At 53.5% G+C, this 25097-nt stretch carries 25 protein-coding genes; 19 read left to right on the plus strand and 6 right to left on the minus strand.

Going from position 1 to position 25097, the window contains the following annotated elements; translation table 11 throughout:
- Positions 1 to 42 precede the first annotated feature (42 nt).
- Positions 43 to 1563, plus strand: a complete 1521-nt coding sequence (locus BN3772_RS07585) for a M14 family metallopeptidase (protein ID WP_086074450.1) — start codon at positions 43 to 45, stop codon at positions 1561 to 1563.
- A gap of 128 nt (positions 1564 to 1691) precedes the next feature.
- Here the strand turns inward: BN3772_RS07585 and BN3772_RS07590 are convergent, their stop codons facing one another.
- The gene (locus tag BN3772_RS07590; RefSeq protein ID WP_042198349.1) at positions 1692 to 2594 is read right to left on the minus strand and encodes an NAD(P)-dependent oxidoreductase; all 903 of its coding nucleotides are present in this window, start codon (positions 2592 to 2594) and stop codon (positions 1692 to 1694) included.
- A gap of 297 nt (positions 2595 to 2891) precedes the next feature.
- Between BN3772_RS07590 and BN3772_RS07595 the strand changes: the two genes are divergently transcribed.
- The 3 genes from BN3772_RS07595 to BN3772_RS07605 all read left to right on the plus strand — a co-directional run bounded on the left by BN3772_RS07595 (position 2892) and on the right by BN3772_RS07605 (position 5591).
- Entirely contained in the window at positions 2892 to 4247 is a 1356-nt protein-coding gene (locus tag BN3772_RS07595) for a glucose-6-phosphate isomerase (RefSeq protein ID WP_042173636.1), read from the plus strand.
- A 126-nt stretch (positions 4248 to 4373) separates the two neighbouring features.
- On the plus strand, positions 4374 to 5006 hold the full coding sequence (locus BN3772_RS07600) for a YigZ family protein (protein ID WP_042173638.1): 633 nt from the start codon (positions 4374 to 4376) through the stop codon (positions 5004 to 5006).
- A 3-nt stretch (positions 5007 to 5009) separates the two neighbouring features.
- Positions 5010 to 5591: a TetR/AcrR family transcriptional regulator gene (locus tag BN3772_RS07605; protein WP_042173639.1), complete on the plus strand. Its 582-nt coding sequence runs from the start codon at positions 5010 to 5012 to the stop codon at positions 5589 to 5591.
- A gap of 149 nt (positions 5592 to 5740) precedes the next feature.
- Here the strand turns inward: BN3772_RS07605 and BN3772_RS07610 are convergent, their stop codons facing one another.
- Positions 5741 to 6142: a secondary thiamine-phosphate synthase enzyme YjbQ gene (locus tag BN3772_RS07610; RefSeq protein WP_042198351.1), complete on the minus strand. Its 402-nt coding sequence runs from the start codon at positions 6140 to 6142 to the stop codon at positions 5741 to 5743.
- A 192-nt stretch (positions 6143 to 6334) separates the two neighbouring features.
- On the opposite strand from BN3772_RS07610, the gene cysT reads away from it, so the two are divergent.
- The 7 genes from cysT to BN3772_RS07645 all read left to right on the plus strand — a co-directional run bounded on the left by cysT (position 6335) and on the right by BN3772_RS07645 (position 12299).
- A complete protein-coding gene (gene cysT, locus BN3772_RS07615; RefSeq protein WP_042198353.1) occupies positions 6335 to 7150 on the plus strand; it encodes a sulfate ABC transporter permease subunit CysT in 816 nt (271 codons plus the stop codon).
- The gene (locus tag BN3772_RS07620) at positions 7147 to 7944 is read left to right on the plus strand and encodes a sulfate ABC transporter permease subunit (protein WP_042198355.1); all 798 of its coding nucleotides are present in this window, start codon (positions 7147 to 7149) and stop codon (positions 7942 to 7944) included. The genes cysT and BN3772_RS07620 overlap by 4 nt, the downstream gene beginning before the upstream one ends.
- 2 nt (positions 7945 to 7946) lie before the next feature.
- Positions 7947 to 9011 carry a sulfate/molybdate ABC transporter ATP-binding protein gene (locus BN3772_RS07625; RefSeq protein WP_042198357.1) on the plus strand — a complete coding sequence of 355 codons (1065 nt, stop codon included), beginning with the start codon at positions 7947 to 7949 and terminating at the stop codon, positions 9009 to 9011.
- Between the two features lie 19 nt (positions 9012 to 9030).
- Positions 9031 to 10101, plus strand: a complete 1071-nt coding sequence (locus tag BN3772_RS07630) for a sulfate ABC transporter substrate-binding protein (RefSeq protein WP_042198360.1) — start codon at positions 9031 to 9033, stop codon at positions 10099 to 10101.
- A gap of 195 nt (positions 10102 to 10296) precedes the next feature.
- Positions 10297 to 11073, plus strand: coding sequence for an MBL fold metallo-hydrolase (locus BN3772_RS07635; protein ID WP_042198363.1), 777 nt, complete (start codon positions 10297 to 10299; stop codon positions 11071 to 11073).
- A 69-nt stretch (positions 11074 to 11142) separates the two neighbouring features.
- Positions 11143 to 11337, plus strand: coding sequence for a hypothetical protein (locus BN3772_RS07640; RefSeq protein WP_042198365.1), 195 nt, complete (start codon positions 11143 to 11145; stop codon positions 11335 to 11337).
- A gap of 380 nt (positions 11338 to 11717) precedes the next feature.
- Positions 11718 to 12299, plus strand: a complete 582-nt coding sequence (locus BN3772_RS07645) for a GNAT family N-acetyltransferase (protein WP_042198367.1) — start codon at positions 11718 to 11720, stop codon at positions 12297 to 12299.
- A gap of 144 nt (positions 12300 to 12443) precedes the next feature.
- Here the strand turns inward: BN3772_RS07645 and BN3772_RS07650 are convergent, their stop codons facing one another.
- A complete protein-coding gene (locus BN3772_RS07650) occupies positions 12444 to 13250 on the minus strand; it encodes a Cof-type HAD-IIB family hydrolase (RefSeq protein ID WP_042198369.1) in 807 nt (268 codons plus the stop codon).
- Positions 13251 to 13347: 97 nt separating this feature from the next.
- Positions 13348 to 13584, minus strand: coding sequence for an EamA family transporter (locus BN3772_RS07655; RefSeq protein WP_042198371.1), 237 nt, complete (start codon positions 13582 to 13584; stop codon positions 13348 to 13350).
- Positions 13585 to 13868: 284 nt separating this feature from the next.
- Between BN3772_RS07655 and BN3772_RS07660 the strand changes: the two genes are divergently transcribed.
- The 3 genes from BN3772_RS07660 to BN3772_RS07670 all read left to right on the plus strand — a co-directional run bounded on the left by BN3772_RS07660 (position 13869) and on the right by BN3772_RS07670 (position 16876).
- A complete protein-coding gene (locus BN3772_RS07660; protein ID WP_042198373.1) occupies positions 13869 to 14585 on the plus strand; it encodes a metal-dependent hydrolase in 717 nt (238 codons plus the stop codon).
- Between the two features lie 198 nt (positions 14586 to 14783).
- A complete protein-coding gene (locus BN3772_RS07665; protein ID WP_042198376.1) occupies positions 14784 to 15734 on the plus strand; it encodes an ABC transporter ATP-binding protein in 951 nt (316 codons plus the stop codon).
- Entirely contained in the window at positions 15731 to 16876 is a 1146-nt protein-coding gene (locus tag BN3772_RS07670) for an ABC transporter permease (RefSeq protein WP_042198378.1), read from the plus strand. Before BN3772_RS07665 ends, BN3772_RS07670 begins: the two co-directional genes overlap by 4 nt.
- Before the next feature lie 88 nt (positions 16877 to 16964).
- Here the strand turns inward: BN3772_RS07670 and lplA are convergent, their stop codons facing one another.
- Positions 16965 to 17969, minus strand: coding sequence for a lipoate--protein ligase (gene lplA, locus BN3772_RS07675; protein WP_042198380.1), 1005 nt, complete (start codon positions 17967 to 17969; stop codon positions 16965 to 16967).
- A gap of 270 nt (positions 17970 to 18239) precedes the next feature.
- Here lplA and cobD point away from each other — a divergent pair, with 270 nt between their 5' ends.
- From cobD to BN3772_RS07695, 4 genes are all read left to right on the plus strand, one after another.
- The gene (gene cobD, locus BN3772_RS07680) at positions 18240 to 19340 is read left to right on the plus strand and encodes a threonine-phosphate decarboxylase CobD (protein ID WP_042198382.1); all 1101 of its coding nucleotides are present in this window, start codon (positions 18240 to 18242) and stop codon (positions 19338 to 19340) included.
- Between the two features lie 730 nt (positions 19341 to 20070).
- Positions 20071 to 20826 (plus strand): adenosylcobinamide amidohydrolase, encoded by a 756-nt coding sequence (locus BN3772_RS07685; RefSeq protein WP_042198384.1) that lies wholly within the window; start codon positions 20071 to 20073, stop codon positions 20824 to 20826.
- 229 nt (positions 20827 to 21055) lie between these two features.
- Entirely contained in the window at positions 21056 to 22015 is a 960-nt protein-coding gene (cbiB, locus tag BN3772_RS07690; RefSeq protein WP_042198386.1) for an adenosylcobinamide-phosphate synthase CbiB, read from the plus strand.
- Between the two features lie 10 nt (positions 22016 to 22025).
- Positions 22026 to 22730 (plus strand): histidine phosphatase family protein, encoded by a 705-nt coding sequence (locus BN3772_RS07695; RefSeq protein ID WP_052380414.1) that lies wholly within the window; start codon positions 22026 to 22028, stop codon positions 22728 to 22730.
- Between the two features lie 45 nt (positions 22731 to 22775).
- On the opposite strand, the gene BN3772_RS07700 is transcribed toward BN3772_RS07695, so the two are convergent.
- The gene (locus tag BN3772_RS07700) at positions 22776 to 23462 is read right to left on the minus strand and encodes a sialate O-acetylesterase (protein ID WP_052380415.1); all 687 of its coding nucleotides are present in this window, start codon (positions 23460 to 23462) and stop codon (positions 22776 to 22778) included.
- Between the two features lie 296 nt (positions 23463 to 23758).
- Between BN3772_RS07700 and BN3772_RS07705 the strand changes: the two genes are divergently transcribed.
- Positions 23759 to 24787, plus strand: a complete 1029-nt coding sequence (locus tag BN3772_RS07705; RefSeq protein ID WP_042198390.1) for a glycoside hydrolase family 88/105 protein — start codon at positions 23759 to 23761, stop codon at positions 24785 to 24787.
- Positions 24788 to 25097: the final 310 nt, after the last annotated feature.

Below are 25097 nucleotides of genomic sequence, written 5' to 3' on the forward strand. Positions count from 1 at the left end.
CCACTAGCTGCTAGAGTAGATAGAATAGTGGGAGGCGGGAGAATGAAACGATCATGGATGTACAGGCGGTTGCATAAGGTACTGCTGGGCTTTTGGAGTGGTATGCTGCTTGCCTTGATATTAACAATGACTCCGGTAGAGGCATCTGCTAATATTGTGAATTCCAACCAGGTATATTCCTATACGATTATGCAAAGAGATATTGAACGGTTGGTGAAAGCCTATCCGGATCTGGTATCTATGGAGACATTGGGGCAAAGCCCCTATGGCCGGCAATTATGGGCTGTAAAGCTGGGCAGAGGGGAAGCAGTGCTGTCCCTGAACGGTTCCCATCATGCCAGAGAGTGGATGACAACTACCGTATTAATGAAAATGATTGATACATACGCCCAAGCCTATGTTAACAATACAACCATTGGAGATTACAGCGTACGCCGGCTTTTGGATGAAGTGAGCATCTGGATGGTCCCGATGGTGAATCCCGACGGTGTGGTGTTGTCCCAGCAGGGTACGGCAGGCCTTACAGCAGAGCTGGCTCAGACACTGCGGCGTTACAACGGTAACAGTACTAACTTCACCCGCTGGAAGGCGAACATGCAGGGTATCGACCTTAACCGCCAGTATCCGGCCAACTGGAGCACGATTAAGAATGCAGGCTCATACCCGTGGTATCAGAATTATAAAGGCCAGCGGCCCGCACAGGCGCCGGAAGTCCAGCTGATGATGGATTTTACATACCGGATCGATCCGGAGATGACGATTTCGTACCATAGCTCCGGAGAAATTATTTTCTGGCATTTTAATACCCTCAGCAGCAATGCAGCCCGGGATCAGGCAATAGCCCGGACAATTAGCCGTATGACCGGATACTCTCTGGTATCTCCTGAGAAGAACCCTTCCGGCGGAGGCTATAAGGACTGGTTCATCCAGGAGTTTGGCCGTCCGGGCTTAACAATTGAAATTGCCCCGTATGCCGGAGAGCGGAATGTGCCTCTAAGCCAGTTTGAACGCGTCTGGAAAGATAACAGGGCGGTGGGACTTTATTCTGCACTGCAGACTCATTCCTTATGGCTGAATAAGCAGAAGGTCCAGTATCTCCAGCAGTCCATGGATGTACTTGCTGAAACCGGACTCTATTCCCAAATAGGGAAGTTGTCCGGAGGTGTCAGTATACAGCCGCAAAGACTGCATGTGATCGCCAAAAAGGGTGACTGGTACCAGGTACAGGCGGCAGAAGGCACTGGCTGGATTCAGTCTTCCCCCGGAAAGCTTGCGGTAGTGGAGGAGATTGCAGCAACTGCAGAGCTAAAGGTAAGTGTCCCGGCATATAAATATCCCGATGGATATGCTCCTAAAGTGACATTCCTGGAGCCGCAGACTGTTCAGGTATCAGGCAGATGGGGGAACTGGCTGCTGGCCCTGACTCCCGTTGGAAGCTGGTGGATTGATGGGCGGACGGCAGAGCTGAAGTGGCCGGTGGAGGAAGAAGGACAGGAAGCGGCAGTTGAGCCGCAAGGAGCGGAGCAGATGGTGCCCGGGCCTGTAAGCTCCCCTGAAATATAGGCTTGTAAGCCAACTATAGGATGGTAATCACAAAAAAGGTGCTCCGCAACCGCATAATTACGGCTGAATGGAGCACCTCATAACAATTGACCCGGTAATGGAAGTGATTGTTGTACCCGTACCGCAGCCTACTCCTGAGCCTTATCTGCCCCGATTTTGCGGCCGATCCAGGCTTCGTAGGTTTTCACTACAGCGGACAGATCCTCATCACCGTAGCCTTGGGTATATCCGGCCTGGAACATGCTCTTGGCCAGTCCCAGCATAGGCGAAGGGACTCCGGTTGAGTCGCTGAGTGCGGAAGCAAGCTTCAGGTCTTTAAGCATAAGAGCCAGTGAAAACTGGTTGCTGAAGTCATCTTCGATAATTTTGCGCCCTTTCAGCTCGGCCTGCTTGCTGCCCGCGGAACCGTTCTGGACAAGCTCCAGGAATTTATCTGCCGGTACACCGTTCTTTACAGCAATGGAGAAGCCTTCAGCGAGGGCAACATTATGAATGCCGACCATAGAATTATGCGCCAGCTTGGCGACGGCGCCGCTGCCGTTCCCGCCCATATGCAGCAGCAGGCGGCCCATTGTGTCAAAGAGATCACGCTCTGCTTCAATGACCTTGGCGTCGCCGCCAACCATGAACACAAGCGTGCCTTCGATCGCTGCAGGCTTGCTGCCGGTTACCGGCGCATCAAGGAAGCTGCCGCCGCGTTCTTCTACAGCCGCTGCGACCTCTTTGACCAGTCCGGGGGAAATGGTGCTGGAGTCAATGATTACGGCTCCCGGCTTCAGGACCGCCAGTATACCGTCTTCACCGTAAAAAACCTCCCGGATCGAATCATCGTTACTGATCATGGTAATAATAACATCCTTGTCCTGCGCTGCCGCCTGCGGGGTAGCTGCAACAGTTGCACCGGCATCCTCCAAAGGCTTGCACTTCTCTGCCGTACGGTTGTATACCGTAACCTGGTATCCGCCTTTCAGCAGGTTTGCCGCCATGGGAGCGCCCATCGTTCCGAGCCCGATAAAGCCGATCTGTTTCATTCCATCTCCGCCTTCACTCTTTAAAGTTCGCTGCCGGAGCAGAAGCGGCTTGTCCGCCGGTTCAGGTTCTCCAGCTGTGTTTTAATCATTCTATCACGGTACTTGGGGTTGTTCCACCGGGACAGTGGGCTATGTACGTCAAGCAAGCGCTTCCATGTAACTTTCGAAAACTTGTGCCAAAAGCCCGGGATGTGCCCTAAGACCTTGCCAGTCAAGACAAATTAAAGTATCCTAGATTATAATGTTGTAACAAACCGTGTCAAATCTAAAGAGATATACAGGAGGTTACCATAACCGATGTCCAAGAAGATTAATTTTGACTACAGCAAAGCCCTGTCTTTCCTTAACCAGCATGAAGTTGACTACTTTGCTGCTCCGATTAAACTAGCCCATGAGCAACTGCACAACAAAACTGGGGCCGGCTCCGATTTCCTGGGCTGGATTGATCTCCCGACCGCATATGACAAAGAAGAGTTTGCGCGTATTCAGGCAGCAGCCAAGAAGATCCAGAGTGATTCCGAGGTTCTGATTGTTATCGGGATCGGCGGTTCTTATCTGGGAGCACGTGCTGCGATTGAAGCCCTGACACATTCCTTCTACAATAACCTGACTAAGGAACAGCGCAAGACTCCGGAAGTGTATTTCGCAGGCAACAACATTAGCTCTACATATATCACACACCTGCTTGACCTGGTGGAAGGCAAGGACTTCTCCGTTAACGTTATCTCCAAATCCGGGACAACTACTGAACCGGCAATCGCGTTCCGCATTTTCCGCGCGGCGCTGGAGAAGAAATACGGCAAGGAAGAAGCACGCAAGCGTATCTACGCTACTACAGACAAGGAGAAGGGCGCACTCAAGAAGCTGGCTACTGAAGAAGGCTATGAGTCGTTCATCATCCCTGACGATGTAGGCGGACGTTATTCCGTACTGACACCTGTAGGACTTCTGCCAATTGCTGTAGCAGGCATCAACATTGAAGAAATGATGCAGGGAGCTGCAGCCGCAGCTGATGAGTTCAACAATCCGGATGTAGCGACTAACCAGAGCTACCAATATGCTGCAGTGCGTAACGCATTGTACCGCAAAGGCAAGACAACAGAAATTCTTGTTAACTACGAGCCTTCCCTTCACTTCGTATCCGAATGGTGGAAGCAGCTGTACGGAGAAAGCGAAGGCAAGGATTACAAAGGGATTTATCCTTCTTCCGTTGACTTCTCCACCGATCTTCACTCTATGGGCCAGTTCATTCAGGAGGGTAACCGTAACATTTTCGAAACAGTTATCCAGGTTGAGCAGGTTCGCCACCACATCACGCTGGAGAGCGATGCTGATGACCTTGACGGTCTGAACTTCCTTGCCGGTGAAACAGTGGACTTCGTTAACAAGAAGGCTTTCCAGGGAACGCTGCTGGCGCACACAGACGGACAAGTGCCGAACCTGATCGTGACAATCCCGGATCAAACTCCATATACTTTCGGTTATCTGGTTTACTTCTTTGAAAAAGCCTGCGGTATCAGCGGATACCTGCTTGGCGTTAATCCGTTTGACCAGCCGGGCGTGGAAGCATACAAGAAGAACATGTTCGCGCTGCTGGGCAAACCGGGCTACGAGAAAGAAAAAGCTGAATTGGAAGCCAGACTTACTGAATAGCATTACCGTACACCACAGAACATTCATACATTAGTAGTAACTGGGAGCAGTCCATAGGTTATCCATACCGGGGCTGCTCCTAAACTATATTAAGTTATCCCAAGACTAGGTAAGGAATGGAATAGGATGCTGGAACAATATCGGACGGTGCGTTCTCCCGGGTCCCGGGAAGTCGTAATTCGTAAGTCGCGTTTTATCGGGCATGTAATGCCGGTGGACAATGAAGAAGAGGCTATGCAATTTATTGAAGACATCAAGAAGCAGCACCGCAATGCCACGCATAACTGCTCTGCTTACATGATTGGCGAAAGAGATGAGATTCAAAGACAGTCAGATGACGGGGAACCGAGTGGAACGGCCGGTAAACCGATTTTGGAAGTAATCCGCAACCAACAAGTTAAAAATGTCGCAATTGTGGTTACCCGTTATTTCGGAGGCATTATGCTGGGAGCAGGCGGTCTTATCCGGGCTTATGCTGACGGCGCTGTGCTGGCGCTTGAGGCCGGTGAAGTCATTACCCGGGTGCTGAGGCGTGAGGTTTTTGTGCAGATTGATTATACGTGGCTGGGCAAAGTTGAGAATGAGCTGCGTGCTAAAGGCACCAAGACCGGTGAAACCTCCTTTACGGATACAGTGACACTGCTGTGTCTGCCGCGGAATGATGAAGGTGACGCATTTGTAGCATGGATAACGGATCTTACCCAGGGGCAGGCGCTGGTTACAGAAGGGCGGCGGCTTTACTTCAGCGAAGGGGAATAGATTATGGCAAGAAGAGCAGTGGAGCGGGAGTTGTCGAGAGAGAGGATTCTGGAAGCAGCCAGGCATTTGTTTATCACCAAAGGATACCGTGCAATTTCTATGCGCAGCATCGGACAGCATCTGGGATACAGCCATGGCTCGCTCTATTATCATTTCAAAGAAAAAGCGGAGCTGTTCTATGCTATCGTGGTTGAGGACTTTAATCACGTAGCGGGCCTGCTTAATGAGGCAATGAATAACCCGCCTGAACCCGGTATGACCCGGGTGGAGCAGCTGGTAATGGAATTTATCCGTTTTGGACTCGATCATCCGCATCAGTACGAGATTATGTTCATGATCCGTGATGAAGAGCTTCTGGCTTATTGCCGTGCAGAACAGGGACGATGTTTTGAGTTATTCGCAGGTATTGTACGCCGGCATATGAAGGAAGAGGGATATGTTTCCGAGGATTGGCAAAGTGTCCCGCTGACGTTGTTTTTATCTGCCCACGGATTTATTTCTTATAATATTCAGGATAAAGTTTCTTTTGATGATGTTAAGCAGGCCGCCCTTACTCATATTAAGGTGCTCAGCCGGAGTCTTTAGTTTTCCGCATTTTTAGGCCTCCTCACTTTAGAACTGTGCATTGGTATAACTTTGCATAGTGAAAGTGTTATAGAAGCTATAAATTGCATAGAAGCGGCTCCGCCGGAACTGGCGGAGCCGTGTTTAATTAGCTTTATTGACAAGTCCTATTATCCCTCAATAATCTTCACATAACATTGGCGGTGTCTCGGCCCGTCGAATTCACAGAAATAAATGCCCTGCCAGCGGCCGAGCAGCAGGGAACCCTCTTGGATAATAATGCTCTGGGAAGGACCGGCGGTTATTGATTTTAGATGGGAGGCTGTATTGCCTTCGCCGTGACGGTATTTCGGATGCTCCCAGGGGTACACCTCATCCAGCCTCATCAGCACGTCATGCTTTACATCCGGATCGGCATTTTCATTAATAGCAATTCCTGCAGTGGTATGCGGGCAATAGATTACAGCAATGCCATTTTGCACCCCGCTCTTTTTTACATAGGAAATAACTTCACGCGTAATATCACGCAGCTCATCCCGTTTGCTGGTCGAAATCTCAATAGTATGTAACATAATGTTATCCCCTCCCTGTAATATAAATAAAATATACTATAGTTTACCCCAAATTGAACGAAAGTAATTGACGGACACAGGCGGCTTTGGTAAAGTAATGATAATTATAATACCAAGTATATTAATAGGAATAATTATGGGCGTAATGGCTACTATACCGACCGGATATCCGGAGGTGGGGGGACTCTTAACTTGAATTCGCTGCTGAGACACAAGGGCTGGACCTGGGGATTTCGCACAACGATTCTGCTGTATTTTGTCGTGCTGATTGTTTTGCCGATTCTCGGCGTATATTACAATTCCTTTTCGCTGGGCTTCAGCACCTTTATCGAAGCTGTAAGCGACCCGATTGCCTGGAAATCGGTCCTGCTGACACTGAAGCTGGCAGTCATTGCTACTGTTATAAATGTCCTGCTGGGCACGATGATTGCCTGGGTGCTGATCCGCTACCGTTTCCCCGGTAAAGCACTGCTGAACAGCCTGGTCGATCTCCCCTTTGCCTTGCCGACAGCGGTCGGTGGTCTGATGATTCTGCTGCTGCTGGGGCCGGGCAGTCTGATTGGCAGGCTGGCGGAGAGACTCGGCTTCGAGATTGTTTTTCATCAGCCGGCTATTGTAATCGCCATGATCTTTGTAACGTTCCCGTTTGTCATCCGCGCGGTACAGCCGCTGCTGGAGGAGCTTGATCCTTCCGAGGAGGAAGCGGCCTATACGATGGGCGCCAGGAGCAGCCGGGTATTCCGGCGGGTGATTCTTCCCTCGATGGCTCCGGGGATGATCAGCGGCGGTATGCTGGCCTTCTCGCGGGCGCTGGCTGAATTCGGGGCAGTTGTGCTGGTTGCCGGCAATATTCCCGGACGGACGCTGGTGTCCTCAGTCTTTATTTTTGGTGAAGTGGAAAGTGATAATCCGGTTGGTGCTGCTGCGGTATCGGTCATTCTCCTGACCTTGTCCTTCCTGATCCTCTGGCTGATTAATCTGCTGCAGATGCGGGGGAGAAGATCATGAGAAAATTATGGATTATCCTTACCTATCTTGTATTTATCCTGCTGATTGCTGCTCCGCTGGGTAAAATGGCGACAGAGGCTTTCAGTGATGGCTTCAGCGGATTCTGGGCCTCGTTGTCTCGGCCGGAGGCACTGCATGCGCTGATGATGACCGGGTTCGTGGTTGTGGTGGTTACACTGCTGAATACCTTGTTCGGCATTATGCTGGCCCTGTATCTGGTGCGGGCGAACTGGCTGGGTAAACGGCTGAAAGGGCTGCTTAACAGCATTGTCGATCTGCCGTATGCCGTATCACCGGTAATCGGGGGGCTGATGATCGTCCTTCTGCTCGGCCCGGACAGCGCGCTTGGTGCGCTTTTTGAACAAATCGGAGTCAATATTGTTTATGCTTTTCCCGGAATGGTCATTGCCACGCTGTTCGTAACGTTCCCGCTGATGGTGCGTGAGGTGATGCCGGTGCTGCAGGAGATCGGTTCACAGCAGGAAGAGGCTGCTTCGACGCTCGGGGCGTACGGCTGGACAACCTTTTGGAAGGTGACCTGGCCTTCAATCCGCTGGGCGGTTATCTATGGCGTGATTCTGACGGTTGCCCGCTCACTGGGCGAATTCGGCGCCGTACTCGTTGTATCGGGTAACATTATGAATAAAACACAGACTGCAACCACACTGGTCTACCAGGATGTAGAGAACTTTAATGTAACTGCTGCGGGCGGTGTGGCGCTGGTGCTGGCCGCATTCTCCGCAGGCTTGCTGCTGCTGATGGAATGGAGTAAGAGACGAAAGGGTGTGCATTAGAGATGCATGTAGAGGTTCGGGGACTAAATAAGCATTTTGGAGATTTTCACGCCGTGAAGGACGTTAATTTCGGGATTACCAAAGGTCATCTGATCGGCCTGCTAGGCCCAAGCGGCGGCGGCAAAACCTCGATTCTGCGCATGCTGGCAGGACTGGAGACACCGGACAGCGGTGAAATTATTTTTCACGGCAAAACGGTCAACAATCTGCCGCCGCAGGAGCGCGAAATCGGCTTTGTGTTCCAGAACTATGCGCTCTTTAAGCACATGACTGTGTATGAGAATATCGCTTTTGGGCTGAAGGTCAAGAAAGCGAACAAGAATACGATCCGTGACCGGGTTACCGAGCTGGTTGAACTCACCGGACTCAAGGGATTCGAGAAGCGTTATCCGCACCAGTTGTCCGGCGGACAGCGCCAGCGGGTTGCATTTGCCCGGGCGCTTGCGCCTGAGCCGCAGCTGCTGCTGCTGGATGAGCCGTTCGCCGCCATTGACGCGAAGATCCGCCAGGAGCTGCGTTCCTGGCTGCGCGAGCTGATTGAACGTGTCGGCATTACCTCAATCTTCGTCACGCATGACCAGGATGAAGCGATTGAGGTGGCCGATGAGATTATGATCATCAATCAGGGGCGTCTGGAGCAGAAGGGGACCCCGTGGGATATTTACAAAGAGCCGAAGACGCCGTTTGTGGCAACCTTTATCGGTGAATCGACACTGATCGAGAGTGCCAGCGAGCTGAAGGGCTTCAACAATGCGGGCGGCGGTAAGCCGACCAAGGCGCTGATCCGTCCGGAGTATATCGAGGTAGGCCATCTGAATGAGTTTAAAATGGCTTCCGCCACAGAGCAGGGCGTCGTGAAGCACCTGCATTTCCGCGGCAGTGAGTGGCTGGTAGAGGTAGAGGTAAACGGGCATAAGCTGGTGACGTACCGGTCGCTTGAGAAGGAAACCCTTACGCCGGGCCAGGAAATTTCTGTGCTGGTCCACCGTGCCTATCTGTTTAACGACGACCGCAGCTGGATTCAGGAGAACGGGCTGAAGGAAGATCCGATGCCTGTGTTTATCTAAGTAAAGGATGTGTGCCGGTATGAGGGTTCACAAAAGGAGCAGACAACTGCACGGATGGCTGGCAGCCCTAATGCTGGCATTGCTCGCACTGGCTCTGGCCGGCTGCGGAGACAGTAAGGAAACGGTGGATGGTGCAGCGGCTCCGCAGCAGGGGGATCTGACTCTTGTAATCGGAGCCTATAGCGTGGTCAAAGATGCAATGGGTGACATTTTGCCCCTTTTTGCTGCAGACTGGAAAGCCAAAACCGGGCAATCCATCGTCTTTCAGGAATCTTACGAAGCCTCGGGTACGCAGGCGAGAGCGATAGCCGGCGGATTTGAAGCGGATGTGACCCTGCTGGCGCTGGAAGGGGATATCGGGAAGCTGGTCAAAGCCGGGCTGGTTGCGGATACCTGGAAGGAGCATGGAGCAGACGGGATGATCACCCGATCAGTGGTGGCACTGGGGACCCGTGAAGGCAATCCGAAAGGGATTAAGGACTTCTCGGATCTGGCTAAGCCGGGCGTGAAGGTGCTGTATCCTAACCCTAAGACCTCCGGCGGAGCACAGTGGGATATTAACGCCATCTACGGGGCCGGACTGAAGATGTCTGAGGAGCAGACCGGAGTGAAGGACCCTGCGGCTGCAAAAGCTTTTCTGGAGCAGGTACACGCTAATGTGGAATCTCTGGATAAAAGCGGGCGGGCCTCAATGGCGGCCTTTGAATACGGCGTAGGAGATGTTATCGTTACGTATGAGAATGAGCTGCTGGCGCGGATCGCCAAAGGCGTGAAGTATGAAGTAATCATCCCTAAGGATACGATTCTGATTGAAAATCCGGCTGCCGTTGTGGACAAATACGTGGATGAGCGGGGAACTCGTGAAGCCGCCGAGGCGCTGGTCAATTATCTGTCGACACCTGCTGCGCAGGAGGTCTTTGCCGAGTACGGCTTCCGTCCGGTGAACGAGCAGGTCTATGCAGCCAACGAGAGCCGTTACCCGATTCCCGCCGGGCTGTTCGGGATCGATTATCTCGGAGGCTGGACAGAGGTCAGGGAGACGCTGTATTCCAAGCGCGGAATCTGGTATCAGGTGCTGGCGGGGATTTAGCGGCTGGACTGCCGCTCAGGGAGCAAGAATGAAGGTAAGCGTAGCCGTTCCTCCAGAGCTGGAGGGCGGCTTTTTTTGATGCGGGAATGGGGAATGCCCGGGAAGCGGGATGAGATGAACTGTGATATGTAGTGTGATATGTACTATAATGAGGGTTACTAATCTTAGCTGTTGGAACTGAAGGAGCGAGTGCAGATGGATACGTTGGTGTTTTTGGGGACAGGTGACGCAATGGGCGTGCCCCGGGTGTACTGCAGCTGTGAGACCTGCATGGAGGCGAGAACAGGCAGGTTAAATGCCCGGCTGCGCTCATCCGTGCTTATAGATAACGGCAGTGATTTCTTTGCAATTGACTGCGGCCCGGACTGGCGGCGGCAGATGGAGCTGCAGGGGCTGCGCAGCATGCGCAGGCTGTTGATTACCCATGCCCATTTTGACCATATCGGCGGGCTGCCGGAATGGGCGGACGCCTGCCGCTGGATGGGCTACAAAGGAGAGCTGTATGCTCCGGCCGAGGTAATCCCGATTATTCAGCGGCAGTACCCGTGGCTGGGCGGTCATATTGATATGATTCCCTGCGACGAGGGGATTGAGCTGGACGGCTGGCAGATCAGCACCTGGCGGGTGAACCACGGTAAGAACGGCTACTCTTACGCGTACAAGCTGGAGAAGGCTGAGTATACATGGGTGTATTGCTCCGATTCCATCTCACTCGGACCGGAGGAGTACGCTCCTATGCACGGAGCCGACCTGCTGGTGCTGGGGACCAGCTTCTATTATGAAGCGGCTGAGCTGTCCACCCGCTCCGTGTATGATATGACGGAAGCGGCAGAGCTGCTGAAGGCGGTTCAGCCGGCGCGGACAGTCTATACGCATATGTCGCATGATGTGGACATCCGCAAGGATTACATTTTGCCGGAGGGTGTTATTTTGGCGGTCACTGGGATGAGGCTTGCGCTGGAGCGGGTGTAGAGTCGGGCTGAACGGTTAGGAGATGGAGGAAATGCCCTTGATTCCGGTGCAGATCGCGGAATAGGCGAAATGAAGGGCACAAATGCTTTTGATTCCGCCAAGGATGGCGGAATGAGCGAAATGAAGGGCACAAATGCTCTTGATTCCGGCGCAGACGGCGGAATGAGCGAAATGAAGGGCACAAATGCCCTTGATTCCGGCGCAAACGGCGGATTGAGCGAAATGAAGGGCAGAAATGCCCTTGATTCCGCCGCAGACGGCTAAATGAGGGAAATGAAGGGCACAAATACCCTTGATTCCGGCGCTAACGGCGGATTGAGCGAAATGAAGGGCAGAAATGCTCTTGATTCCGGCGCAGACGGCTAAATGAGGGAAATGAAGGGCATAAATGCCCTTGATTCCGCCAAGGATGGCGGATTGAGCTAAATGAAGGGCACAAATGCCCTTAATTCCGGCGCAAACGGCTAAATGAGGGAAATGAAGGGCATAAATGCCCTTGATTCCGCCGCGGATGGCCGAATGGGCCAAATGAAAGGCAGAAGTGCCTTTGATTCCGGCACATAAGATTTATCACTTCCAGAAAAAGGTTTTCCAAATATAATGCCGGAAAGGAGATTTGAATAGACAAATAGGAGGCTAACAATATGTCTGAACCGGTAATTCCAATTCTGCTTGATATTCCTGAAAGTATAGAGTCGGAGCGCCTGCTGATCCGGGCAGCACAATGGGGCGACGGGGCGGAGATGAACGCGGCTATCATGGAGAGTCTGAAGGAGCTGCAGCCTTGGATGATTTTCGCCCAAAAGCCGCAGCCGCCTGAGGAAAGTGAAATTTTCGTACGGGAAGCGCGGATCAATTACTTGAAGCGCACTAACATGCACATGGGCATCTATAACAAGACTGACGGAACGTTCGTGGGCTGCAGCGGGCTTCACCATATCAACTGGGATATCCGTTCTTTCGAAATGGGATACTGGATCAGAACCTCCTGCTCCGGAAAAGGGTATATGACAGAGGCCGTAAATGCAATCACGGATTTCGCCATCCACGAGCTTGAAGCTAACCGGATTGAAATCCGCTGCAGCGGACGCAATGCCAAAAGCGCTGACGTAGCAGAGCGTGCCGGTTATAAGCTGGATGGAATTCTGCGGCTCAGCATCCGCGGCTTTGACGGAGAGCTGCATGACAGCAAAGTGTATGCGAAGGTGCGCGGAGCGGAATTTTAGGCTGAAGCGGACGCCCGAGACGGCGTGGGATTTGCGTGTACCCGGATCGGCCTTATGAGAGTATGACATAACAAAAGAAGGGTGCGCTGCGCCGGTTGATTGGAAAACCGGCGGCAGCGCACCCTTTTGCTGTACATATATAAACTATTCTACTGTCTTCAAAATAAACTTGTCGATCGCATACTTCACGCCGTCTTCATTGTTGCTGAGGGTGACGAAATCGGCAATTTCCTTGAGCGCAGGAATGGCATTGGCCATAGCCACACCAAGACCGGCTGCCTCCAGCATCTCATGGTCATTCCAGGAATCGCCGACAGCAATCGTTTCGGACAGCTCGCAGCCAAAGTGGCCTGCCAGGAATTCAAGCGCGATGCCCTTGGTGCCTTCACTGTGCATGATTTCGAGGAAGTGCGGCTTGGATTTGGTAATGTGAACAGAATCGCCCAGCAGCTCACGCAGGACCGGGGACAGCTCGTCCAGGTAGGCCGGGTCGTCGATGATCAGCATTTTTGGGGTCTTCTGCGGAACAAGCTTGTTCTCCCAGTCTGGTTCAATGAAGTATTGGGTGCGGTTCAGCTGGGAATATTCAATCAGCTTCTGGTTCTCCTCGCGTGCATACAGCTTGTCGTCGATATAAGTCTGCAGGTGCAGATCATGCTCCACACAATACTGGAAAAGCTTGCGCACTGCGTCCTGCGGTACATAACGCTCGTAGAGCACTTTTTCGTCCATCAGGTTCTTAACCAAAGCGCCCTGATAAGTAATAATCGGCACATTAAGGCCGGTCTGGCGGGCAATAGCCTGGGCAGAAGCATAAGCGCGGCCGGTTGCCAGTGTAACTACAACGCCTGCAGCAACAGCCTGTTCGAGCGCGGTCTGTGTAGCAGGGGTTACTTCCTTGTCATCATTAATCAGTGTGTCATCGATGTCGATAGCAATCAGTTTGTACATTCGGGTTCTCTCCTAAAAGTTATTGTTCTAGTATAAATGAAATGATCCGTCTGATGAAGCTAAAGGAACGGCATCCTCTTCTGAGCGTCCGTCCTTGTCAGGCGCAGGACTGCTCGGCAGTAAGCATCGCTGCAAGGATGAGCAGGCAGCCAAGCCCGGCGGAAAGCCCGGGCTTCTCACCGCCAAAGACAAGTCCGGTAAAAGCGGCGAACACCGGCTCCATCGCGTAGATAATGGCCACCCGGGACGGTGTGGTGTATTTCTGGCAGGCGGTCTGAATCCAGAACGCAAATGCGCTGGTCGGCCCGATGGAGATCAGCAGCGCCCAGAGCACATCGGGCTCCCTGAGCAGCCCGACAACAGCAAGCTGCAGCGATTCGCGGGCGGCTCCAAGTCGTCATCCTTTCATGAAATACAGAAAACGTATTAAGTTGTCCAAATTGTATCCTAAAACACAGGGGAGGACAAGCCAAAACTAAAAGGAAGCCCGGCGGCTAAAGGGTTTTGAAGTGAATATTACAGCCGCAGGCTAGACAAAAAAACGCTCTCTTAGTATACTTTGGTAACCGCACATTTGTTCTTATTTTTTTGACAGCTTAGAAAGGGGCGGTTTCAAAGATGATGGGCAAATCCCATTTTATTATCAGCACCGGGATTACGCTCTCTGTGATGAATCTGCTCGGCTATGAGATCACAGTTCCGGCGGCTGCTGTGGCGGCGGTCAGCTCCCTGCTGCCCGATATTGATGAGCCGAACTCGCTGCTGGTACGCAGTGCTGTACCGGAATCGGCGTTGAGGCTGCTGCAGGTGGCGTTGATCGGCGCGGCGATTTATCTTTATTTTGCCGGCATCGCTGAACCGCCATGGCATATCGTGCTGGCACTGCTCGTGGGCAGTGTATCGTTCCTTCCGGGCAGAAGGCTGCGGCAGCTGGTTATGCTGCTGATCGCCCTCGCGCTGTTTGCATTCGCTGACGATTATGATCCTTGGAACTATATCGCGGCCTGCATCCTTGTTGTAGCTTCCGTTGTACCGCACCGGGGGATCACGCATACGTTATATGCGGTTGCAGGCTGGGGCGCGCTGCTCTATTTTGTCTCTCTCGGCATGAATGACGGCGGCAGCCTGTGGATTGCCGGCGGCCTGTCGTATGCGCTGCATCTGCTGGCCGACTCGCTGACCCAGCGGGGGATTACCCCGCTGCCGCCGCTGCCCTTCAAGCTGCGCCTGAAGCTAATGAGCACCGGGACGAAAAAGGGCAGTAAGGTTGAGAAGGTGTGTATTGTACTTACGCTGCTGCTCGTCGCGTATGTATTCGTGATAACTCCCGTTTGATGGGAAAGACCCGGTAAGGCAAGGCCTAAAAAGGTTCTCCGCTGTGTGAAGCGGGAGCCTTTTTTGTCGTTTAGACAGGCTAGGTTGGTGAAGAAGCGGTTCATCCGGACAATGAGCGGTAGCTCACTGCCTCTGCGCAAAAGCTCTGATACATTGGTTGTATCACTATTTTGAAATAAATGGAATAAGAGGTGCTGCATGGAGAATGAGGCGGTTCTGGCGGAGACGGGTCTGAGCAAGCAGTACGGGACGGTGTCTGCCGTAGACAACATAAGCTTCACAGTGCACAAAGGGGAAGTATTCGGCCTGCTGGGGCCCAACGGAGCCGGTAAAACGACCACGATTAGGATGCTGTGCGGGCTGCTAAAAGCGGACTCAGGCTGGATTCATATCAATGGCATGCCAATGACCTCCGGCAGCTATGACCGGATTAAGCCGATGATCGGATTATGTCCGCAGGAGATTGTCATCTGGGAGCTGCTGACCTGCCAGGAGCAGCTGCGTTTCGCAGGTATCGCTTACGGACTCTCTTCCAGGGCAGCGGGCAACCGGGCAGACCATCTGCTGCATGCACTGGGCCTCTGGGACAAAAGAAATAAGCTGGCCCGGACACTCTCTGGAGGGATGCAGCGGAGACTGAATATCGCGCTGGCGCTTGTCCACGATCCGCAGCTGATCATTCTGGATGAGCCGCAGGCGGGACTGGGCCCGCAGAGCAGAATTCTGGTGCGTGACTTCATCAGAGGACTGGCCCGGGATAAGACGGTAATCCTTACTACATATGACATGGACGAAGCTGACAGACTGTCGGACAGGGTAGCCATTATGGATCACGGAAAAATACTGCTGCTGGACACCCCTGCCAGGCTTAAGGCCAAGGCGGGTACGGGAGAGATTGTGCAGCTCAGGGTGACCGGAATCAGCAGGGAGCAGGCTGAGAAGGTTCTGCAGACGATGCCGCCGGAATGCACAGAAAGAACCTACACTGATGGGCTGTTTCTGCTTGGCGGAGGTAACGTACTTGAGTGGATTGGACAGGTGCAGAAGCGGCTAAGGGCTCACCATATTCAGACTCTGGATATGACGATCCGCAAACGGACGCTTGAGGATGCATTCATTGCACTGACCGGAAGGGAGCTGCGGGAATGAAGCTTATAGCAGCAGTTAACAAGTCCGTCAGGGAGAGTATCAGAGACTGGAAAATGCTCGCTATGGTGTTGCTGTTCTCGCCGTTTTTTCTGCTGCTGATGTCCTTTTTTTACGGAGGAGAGGCGGTTACCTATAAGCTGGGCGTTCTGAATCTGGATGCGGGGCGTGCGTCGGCTCAGCTTATCAGCAGTCTGGAGCAGATGGAGGGGCAGGCGGGCGGGTCTCCGGTATTTAATATAAGAGGCTTTCCCAATCGAGATGAGCTGCAGGCTAAGGTGAAGCAAAAGGAGATCGATATCGGCCTGGTCATTCCCGAGGACTATTCAGCGGCACTCGCGTCCGCAGCCAAAGGGGACAATATCAGCGCGGCGCAGGTAAGCTTTTACGGGAGTATGGGGAATGTGAGGTATCCTGTGGCAGCAGTCTGGGCGGCCGAGCAGGTGAACAGGCAGGGAATGAGCGCAGCAGAGATCACGCTTCCGGCTGTTATACAGGAAACCTTTGTTGAGAAAAAGCAGCCCCTAAACGAATTTGAAAGCTACGTCCCGGGGCTGATCTCTCTTGCTGTACTAATGGTTCTGTTCACAGCCTCGGCCTCCATTGTGAAAGAAAATGACAATAAAACACTGCTAAGGCTTAAGCTCAGCCGGCTTGGCGCTTTTAATTTTCTGGGCGGAATCTGTATTACCCAGGCGGCAGTTGCCTCCGGTGCGGTTGTTCTGTCATACTGGACGGCCCTTGGATTAGGTTATGAACCGGAAGGGCATTTTGGCGTTATTCTGGCTGTTGGAGTACTGTCGAGTATCGCTATGGTTGCAGTGAGCCTGATTGTGGCCAGCTTTTTGAACACGGTATTTGATGTGCTGACGGTTGGCTGCTTTCCGTTTTTTATACTGATGTTTTTTTCGGGCAGCATGTTTCCCCTTCCGGAGCTGAATCTCATTACTGTACACGGGCGCGCTTTTAGCATAACAGATCTGCTGCCGCTTACGCATACTGCCAGTGCCTTTAATCAAATTCTGAATGATGGTGCGGGTCTGGCGGAAGTGGGATGGGGGCTTATTATGATCACACTGCTTACTATGGTTTATTTTGCGGCAGGACTCCTGCTGTACCGGAAACGCAGACTAGCCAAGGAATAGGCGGATTGTATTAAAAAACCAGCCGACCCCGGATGCCCGGAATTGGCTGGTTTTATTGTATCAGCGAATAAAAGATAGGCCCGATCGGCTATTCCTCCAGGAATACAAGTCCGATAAAGTCCTCCGGCTCAATCCGTCCAAAATAATGCTTCAGATCAAGCCCGGACAGCGCCTCTCTGACCTCAGCATCCTCGTAACGCTTGCCGCGCAGCGCATTTTCGACATCCGCTACGTCACCGACGCCGAAGAAATCGCCGTAAATCTTGATATCTTTAATGAGGGAATCCTCAATATCCATACGGATATCGACGAGACCGGCCGGGAATTTGCGGGTGTGCTTCACATTGCTCTTCGGCGACAGGCCGTAGTTCCAGTCCCAGTTCTGGTAATGCTCCTTGGAGATTTCATTGATGCGGACCCAGTCATCCATTGTCAACTTGTACTGCGGAACCTCGGAAGCCTCCATGCCAAAGATCGAGCGCAGCAGCCCCTCACGGAACTCCTCAATGGTCATTTCTGTATTGCCGAGCAGGTCTTTGATGTTAGCAACCCGGCTGCGCACGGACTTGGTGCTCTTGGATTTGAACTTCTCCGGGTTCACGTTCAGGGAAGCTTGTACATCATCGAGATTCAGATCGAACATCAGGGTACCATGGCTGAACATCCGTCCGCGGGTGGAGAACTGGGCGTTGCCGGAGATTTTGCGCTCGCCGACCTGCAGGTCGTTGCGTCCGCTCAGCTCAGCATTGACTCCCATGGACTGCAGATAGTCGATGACCGGCTGGGTGAATTTGAGGAAGTTGTGGAACGATTCGCCGTCATCCCTGGTGATGAAGCTGAAATTCAGGTTGCCAAGGTCATGGTACACCGCTCCGCCTCCGGAGAGCCGGCGCACGACCTGGATGTTGTTTTCTTTTACATATTCCTGATTGATCTCTTCGATTGTATTCTGGTGCTTGCCGATGATGATGGACGGGCTGTTGATATAAAAGAGCAGATAGCTGTCGTCCATCGGGAGGTTTTTGAGCGCGAACTCCTCAATGGCCAGGTTGATCGAAGCGTCTGTAATGCCGGTGTTATCAATAAAGAGCATAGTATATTCCTCCGCCTGTACATGGTTAACTTCTGCATTTATTCTAAACTAAAAGCCCGGATTTCACAAAATAGAAAGTGTATTTCAGCTGATATATGAAAGTTGGAACAATTTGGAGCAGGTGCAGGGGACTCAGAGCAGGTCCGGATTAAGGCAGACCGGTTACATTGGCAAAAGAGTCCCACATCCATCATTGACGCGCTTCTGCGGGAAAGGCAATAATTGGGGCTATGGGTAACTCAATACGAGACTGGCAGAGGGAGTGTAACGATGCTTGAAAAATATGGCCACGGCGGGGATCTGCTGACGGCAGCGGAGCTATATGGGGGAGGCAGCGGGGACAGGGATAGCGCTTTTGTTGATTTCAGCGCCAATATTAACCCGCTCGGTCCGCCGCCTGCCGTGCTGGAGCTGCTGCGGGATGCTGAAGCTGCCGTCACGGCCTATCCTGATCCGGGGCACCGCCGGTTAAAAGCGCTGCTGGCCGCCGAACTGGGCGTCAGCACGGAATGGATTACTGTGGGCAACGGGGCTGCGGAGTCCATGGCGCTGCTGCTGCTGGCTGCAGCCCCGCGCCGGGTGGGGATCGTCGAGCCCTGCTTCTCCGAGTACCGCCAGCTGGCCGAGCAGTTCGGCGCGGAGGTGCTCTCTGTACAGGGGACGGCGGAGCAGGCATACCGGGCGGATGCGGAAGATATCGCCGGACTGCTGGAGCAGGTCGATCTGCTGTTCCTCGGCCAGCCGAACAACCCCAACGGCGTCCAGTATGCGCTGGACGACCTGCGGCTCCTGGCCCGCAAGGCAGAGGCCTGCGGGACCTTGCTTGCCGTGGATGAAGCGTTCATCGACTTCATCCCGGAGGAGCGGCGGCAATCGCTGCTGCCGGAGCTGGCCGGGTTCCGTCATACGGTGCTGATCCGCTCGATGACGAAGTTTTTTGCCATTCCGGGGCTGCGGCTGGGCTTCACCATAGCAGCCCCGGAGCTTGCCGCGGGGATGAGCGGCAAGCAGGTGACCTGGAGCGTGAACGGCCTGGCGCAGCTGGCCGGAGAAGCCTGCCTGCGCAGCGGGCGCGGGTATGCGGCGCGCACGCGTGCGCTGATCGCAGCAGAGCGGGAGCTGCTGCGGGCGGGCTTGCGGCGGCTGGGCTGCAGCGTGCCGCCGGGCGAAGCGAACTTCCTGCTGGCGCAGCTGCCGGAAGGGTGGACAGCTGCGGCCATGCAGGAGCAGCTTGGCCGCCGGGGCATCCTCGTGCGCAGCTGCGCGATGTATCCCGGCCTCGCCGCCGGGCATATCCGCGTGGCCGTCAAGGGGCATGAGGACAATGCCCGGCTGCTGCAGGAGCTGGAGGCGGCTCTGTCAGGGAGGTGAGCCTGTAGCGGCCGGCTGCCGCGAAGGCTAATTAGTGCTGTTGTATGCTACTGAATGCTGATGAATGCTGATGAATGCTGATGAATGCGATAAATGCCGCTGAATGCGAATGCAGCTGCTAAATGCTACTGAATGTGTATACAGACTGTGAGAAAAATGGCAAGTGCTGATGAGTTCTACTGAATACTGCTCTATGCTGCTCTATTCTACTAAACGCTGCTGAATACTAAAAGATATGGGAGCAAGCTAATCAATCCTGCGAATGATATAGTTGCTTACCAATGCCAGTGACTACTGCTGTTTTGCAGAAATACAGGCGTCCAGGCTAATGGAGCGGTTACGGTGGGCATTTCGTTAGAAGGCAGGTAAATATTGCAGGTGAAGGATGCTCAGCTGAGTATTTCTGAATCGGATTAGGTGGAAAAACGCCATCTATTTTGGGGACCGCTACAGATAAGAGGGAGTTAGGTGGAAAAAGGTCACTTAATTCTGCTGTTTTTGCCTGTTAGGAGGTGACCAGACGAAAATAAGTGAGTATTTTTCAAATAATCCTCAAAAATCCGGAGAAATGAAGGTATTAAATGGAGAAAATCCAACTAAATATCTGTGTTAGTGTAGCGGAAGTGGCACAGCCGATATGGTGGGCGGAGTGATTGAGTTGGAAGCAGCATAGAATCAGTGGAGTAAAAGTAAAGTGAAAGTATATGAAAAGTAAAGGGCGTGAATTGATATGGCAGAAGTAAAGATTCCCTTTAAGCTTGCTGGCGGGGAGCGGTCGTTCTACTCCAGCATCTGGCCGGGACTGGTGCTGGAGTGGAAAGAGGAGCATCTGCTGCTGGAATTTCCGGCAGAGGCGGACAGTATTTCCAGTGCAGTATACGGCGGAGGAATGAGCCGGCTGAAGCGGGCTGTGAACCAGTATGTCAGCCGCGACTATGAGTGCAGTAATCCTGTACGTGATATGGAGAACAAGCTGACAGAATGGGGTTACCCGCTGGAAGGCTGCGCGGGTCTAATGACGGCAGTGCCGCTGGAGCATGCAGCTGTTGCTGAGGAGAATACAGGATCGGCAGGAATCTTTTGCTGCGTGACTGCGGCTGCGGGCAATGCGGCACGCGCCGGGGTGGAACGGAATGTGCTGAAGGCCTACCGTCCGGGTACGATCAATATTATGCTCGGCATAGACGGTCTGCTTACTCCGTCAGCGATGGTGAACGCCGTGATTACGGCAACCGAAGCCAAGGCCGCAGCCCTGTCCGACCTTGGGATCACCGATTCCGAGAACGGGCTGACAGCTACAGGTACGACTACGGATGCAATTGTGCTGGCAGTCAGCGGGAGCCGCGGCTATGGGGCGGAGCATGTGTACGCCGGTACAGCGACTGATCTTGGGGGAGCGATTGGCAGGCTGGTGTATGCAGCGCTAACAGGCAGCCTCCGCTCGGTACAAGCTGAGCAGGAGCAGGCAAGGATGAACGGCGAATGAGCATTCATCTGCGCCGGATCTTTAATAACCGGCAAATGCACACCCCGTTGAACCCGATATGGCGTGCTGTGAATACAGTTGCCGCACATTACCGATTAGGGAATGCCAAGCCAACATACACCGGCATGAGCCGGATGTGGAGAGCTCGCCAAGCGGAGCATGCGCTGCGCCGGATAGGGCAGTCTCGGCAATTAAGCATTGCGCCGGGCCGGCCATGGAGAACCTGTTCATGACGGCCGCAATCCTGTTGCTTGCCGCCTATGTGCTTGATCGTCTTATTGGCGATCCGAGGAGCCTGCCTCATCCCGTTATACTCATGGGAAAAGCAATCACCCTACTTGAGCGGGCAATCCGCCGCTGCTTCCGCCAGCCGCGCAGCCTGAAGCAGGCCGGTGTCCTGCTGCCCCTGCTGGTAGCAGGCGGCAGCTGGCTGGTAACAGCCGTATTACTCTGGCTCCTGTCACAGATCTCGCTATGGCTGGCATTAGCGGCTGAAGCCTGGCTGATCTCTACAACCATTGCCTCCAAGGGACTTAAGGATGCCGGGATGGCGGTCTATGCAGAGCTGCGGAAAGGTGACCTTCCGGCAGCCAGACAGGCGCTTGGCATGATCGTCGGGCGCGACACGGCTCAACTGGATAGTCCGGAGATTGTACGGGGTACGGTAGAGACGGTTGCCGAGAATATTGTGGATGCGATCATTTCTCCGTTATTCTACGCGCTGCTTGGCGGCGCACCGCTTGCTATGGCCTATCGCGCCGTGAACACACTGGATTCGATGGTCGGCTATAAAAACGACAAATATATTAATCTTGGCTGGGCCTCTGCCCGGTTGGATGACGTTGCTAATTACATACCGGCGCGTATAACAGCGCTGCTGTTAACCCTCTGCGCAAGGCTGCTCCGGCTGGACTGGCGCAGAAGCTGGCAGACCGTGCAGCGTGATGCCCGCCTTCATCCGAGCCCCAACAGCGGCTATCCTGAATCAGCAGTAGCCGGAGCGCTGGGCATCCGTCTCGGCGGAGTGAATGTCTACCACGGTGTGGCCTCGTTCCGCGCCTATATGGGTGAACCAGTCCGCAGTCTGGAACCGGATGATATTATTGTTACTTCCCGGCTGATGCTGCTTTCTTCTACTCTTTTTGTACTCCTTTGTGCAGCAGCAGCCTTCTTATGGAACGGAGGGTGAGCAGGACATTATGAATGGTCTGGCACGGGGAGCATCACACGGAACGCGTCTAATAGAGCTGGTACTACTGCGCCATGGGCACACGCAGTGGAATAAGGAGCGCCGTTATCTGGGGAGCAGTGATCTGCCGCTGCTGCCCGAAGAACGGGAGAAGCTGGCTGCGTACAAAGCGCTGCCGGAGCTTACCGGGGAGTTCTGGCGGATATACTGCAGCGATCTGCTGCGCTGCAGAGAGACTTTGGAGGCAGTGGTGCCATCACTGGCAGCCCGGGCTATATACGATTCAAGGCTGCGGGAGACCTCCTTCGGGGAGTGGGAGGGCTGCACATATGAACAGCTCTGCGATAATCCGCTATACAGAAGCTGGATTGATGATCCGGCGGCGGTTACGCCGCCTGGGGGAGAAGCCTGGGCAGCTTTTGCGGCCCGGCTGGAGCAGTTCCTGGCAACGCTGCTTAAGGAAGCGGAAGAATCAGAACCATCAGGCGTACACCGCCCTGAACCCCATATGGGAAGCGGACAGCAAGGCAGTAAGGAGGCCGCCCCTCACGGTCATGAACCGCATAAGCTGCGCGTCCTTATCGTCACCCACGGCGGCGTAGTCCGCCACTGGTTGGCTAAGATACAGCCGGGGCTCACGTTCCGCACTGCAGCAGCTCCGCCTCCGGGAACGGCGGTAGTCATTCGGCTGCAGCATACGCCAACCCGCGCTTAGCGCGGGTTGTTTGCTTTTCAAGCCTTCGGGCAGAGCAGTCTTATTTTACTGGAAAGTCAGCCAGCCCTCAGCCATGCGCCGGCCGAGCTCTTTTGCCGAAGCAGCGTCGTAATGCAGATAGTCGCCTTTATGGGTGAGCCCAGCCGAATCCGCCAGAAAGAACCTGTCATAAACCGCCGCTGCTGACTCCAGCGCCCGGTTAATCTGATCTGTATAAGGGTATTCTTCCGGCAGGATGAATCCGCCCAATTTTGCTGAGATAAAAGGAACGTCCCCTGCATTCAGCTCCTCCCGCAGGCTGGTGATCAGCTTGAATAAATGGTCTTTATAAGCTGAGGCGTCTGTCTCCAGCTCGGAATCGCTCTCCCCCTGAGCCCACAAAATGCCGCTGAGCTGACCGCTCTCCATAGCCAGACGTGCCCGTGTAACAGCCCGCTCATACAGATCCCCTCCGGGTACCCAGCGTTCAATCTTCGTTCCGCCTACTGCACAGGGAATCAGCCCTGCCGTTTCTCCGTTCAATGTACCCAGCACAATCCGGGCGAAAGTCAATCCCGGTCCTACACCCACCAGTGCAGGCTTATCATTATGAACGGGCTCTTTTGCTTTCAGCCACACCCCGTTATCGTCCAGCTTATAGATATTCCTCTCAGGCTCTGCGTTGGTATCAGGCCCTTCCAGTGGTCCTCTGCCTGCCATATTGGATTGTCCGATTAACAAGAATAAGCGCATGCTGCAACACTCCTGTTCTGATTGTTCAAAACGCTGAATTTCACAAGGATACTAGCATACAAAGTTTAGAATGACAATGACCAGGGATACGTAGACCGGAAGGCCGCCAGGTCAGCAGATAAAAAGCTCGAATCTTACAAATGAAGCTTATTTTTTTCCATTCCAGTGCTTGGGCGGAGCATGATAGGATTCTTATATTAAGAGATTTGTACAGGAGGCAGAAGGCTGTTCTCGTGTATTGAAGGCAGCAAATGTAGTAACGGTAGTACATAAACAACGGGGAGGCTTTTTGAACAATGAAGCTGGACTTAACGGATATTGACCTGAAAAAGGTTACCGACAGCGTAGTCAATTACACACTCGGTATGGATCTGACCTGGAACTGGCCTTGCGGTGTTGCTTATTACGGAGTCAGCCGGGCTTTTGAAGTCACGGGGGAGCAGAGCTATCTGGAGCGGATGGCCGACTGGTGTGCGGAATATATAGAGGCAGGGCTGCCGGCTGAGTGGACGGTTAATACCTGCGCGATGGGCCATATGCTGCTTACACTGTATGAACAGACCAAGGAACAGAAATATCTTGATCTGATTGTAAGCAAGCTGGATTATCTGCAGAACCGGGCTTTGCGATTCGGGGACAGTGTGCTTCAGCATACGGTTTCAGCCAAAAATGACTTTCCGGAGCAGGCCTGGGCCGACACGCTGTTCATGGCAGCGTACTTCGAATTGCGTGCAGGCGTGCTGCTTGGGGAGAAAAAGTGGATTGACGACGCGCTCCGCCAGTTCTTCTGGCATATCAACTACCTGCAGGATGAACACACAAGCCTGTGGTATCACGGTTACAATCACATTGAGGACAATCACATGTCCGGCCTCTACTGGGCACGCGCCAACGCCTGGGCAGCCTACACCATGTCCAGAGTCGGCAAAATCCTGCCAGAAGCCTACCTGTATCCGCCGTATATGCACATTTCCAGCTCACTGCGTGACCAGCTTGCCGCCATCAAAAAGCTGCAGAAGCCTGACGGCCTCTGGGGCACCGTGCTCGACCATATGGAGGCGTATGGCGAGGTATCGGCTACAGCAGGTATTGGTGCGGCTATGGTCATGCAGGGGAATCCGCTGCACGGGAAATATGTTAACCAGGCGCTGCAAGGCCTGCTCGATAATATCGCCGACAACGGCCGTGTGCTGAACGTATCCGGCGGAACGGCAGTAATGAACGACCTGGCCGGCTATCTGGGCATCGACCGGAAGTGGGCGCAGGGCTGGGGGCAGGGGCTGGCACTGGCGTTCCTGTGTGCGGTGATTGAACAGACGCGGTAAGCGGGAACGCCCGTTTAGCATCTGTATCCTGCTCGCAAAAAGTCAGGCGAAGCAAAAGTTAGGTTTCGTTAGGTAACTATTTGCCAAAAATTCAGGTGGAGCATCAGCGAGACTGTGTTAGATGACTTTCGCCAAAAAGGCTAAACGGAGCAGTGTAGCTCTTCATAGGATTATGCCGCAAAAGCCCGGCAGAACAGTGTGGCTCCTTCATTAAGTAACTATTTTCAAAAAAAAACAGGCGGACCAGCGTTACTCCTTGGATGGAGGCGCTGGTTCGCCTGTTTAAATTGTGGCCGGCTCCGCTAACAGA

Source organism: Paenibacillus camerounensis (assembly GCF_000723885.1).
Classification (GTDB): domain Bacteria; phylum Bacillota; class Bacilli; order Paenibacillales; family Paenibacillaceae; genus Paenibacillus_AQ; species Paenibacillus_AQ camerounensis.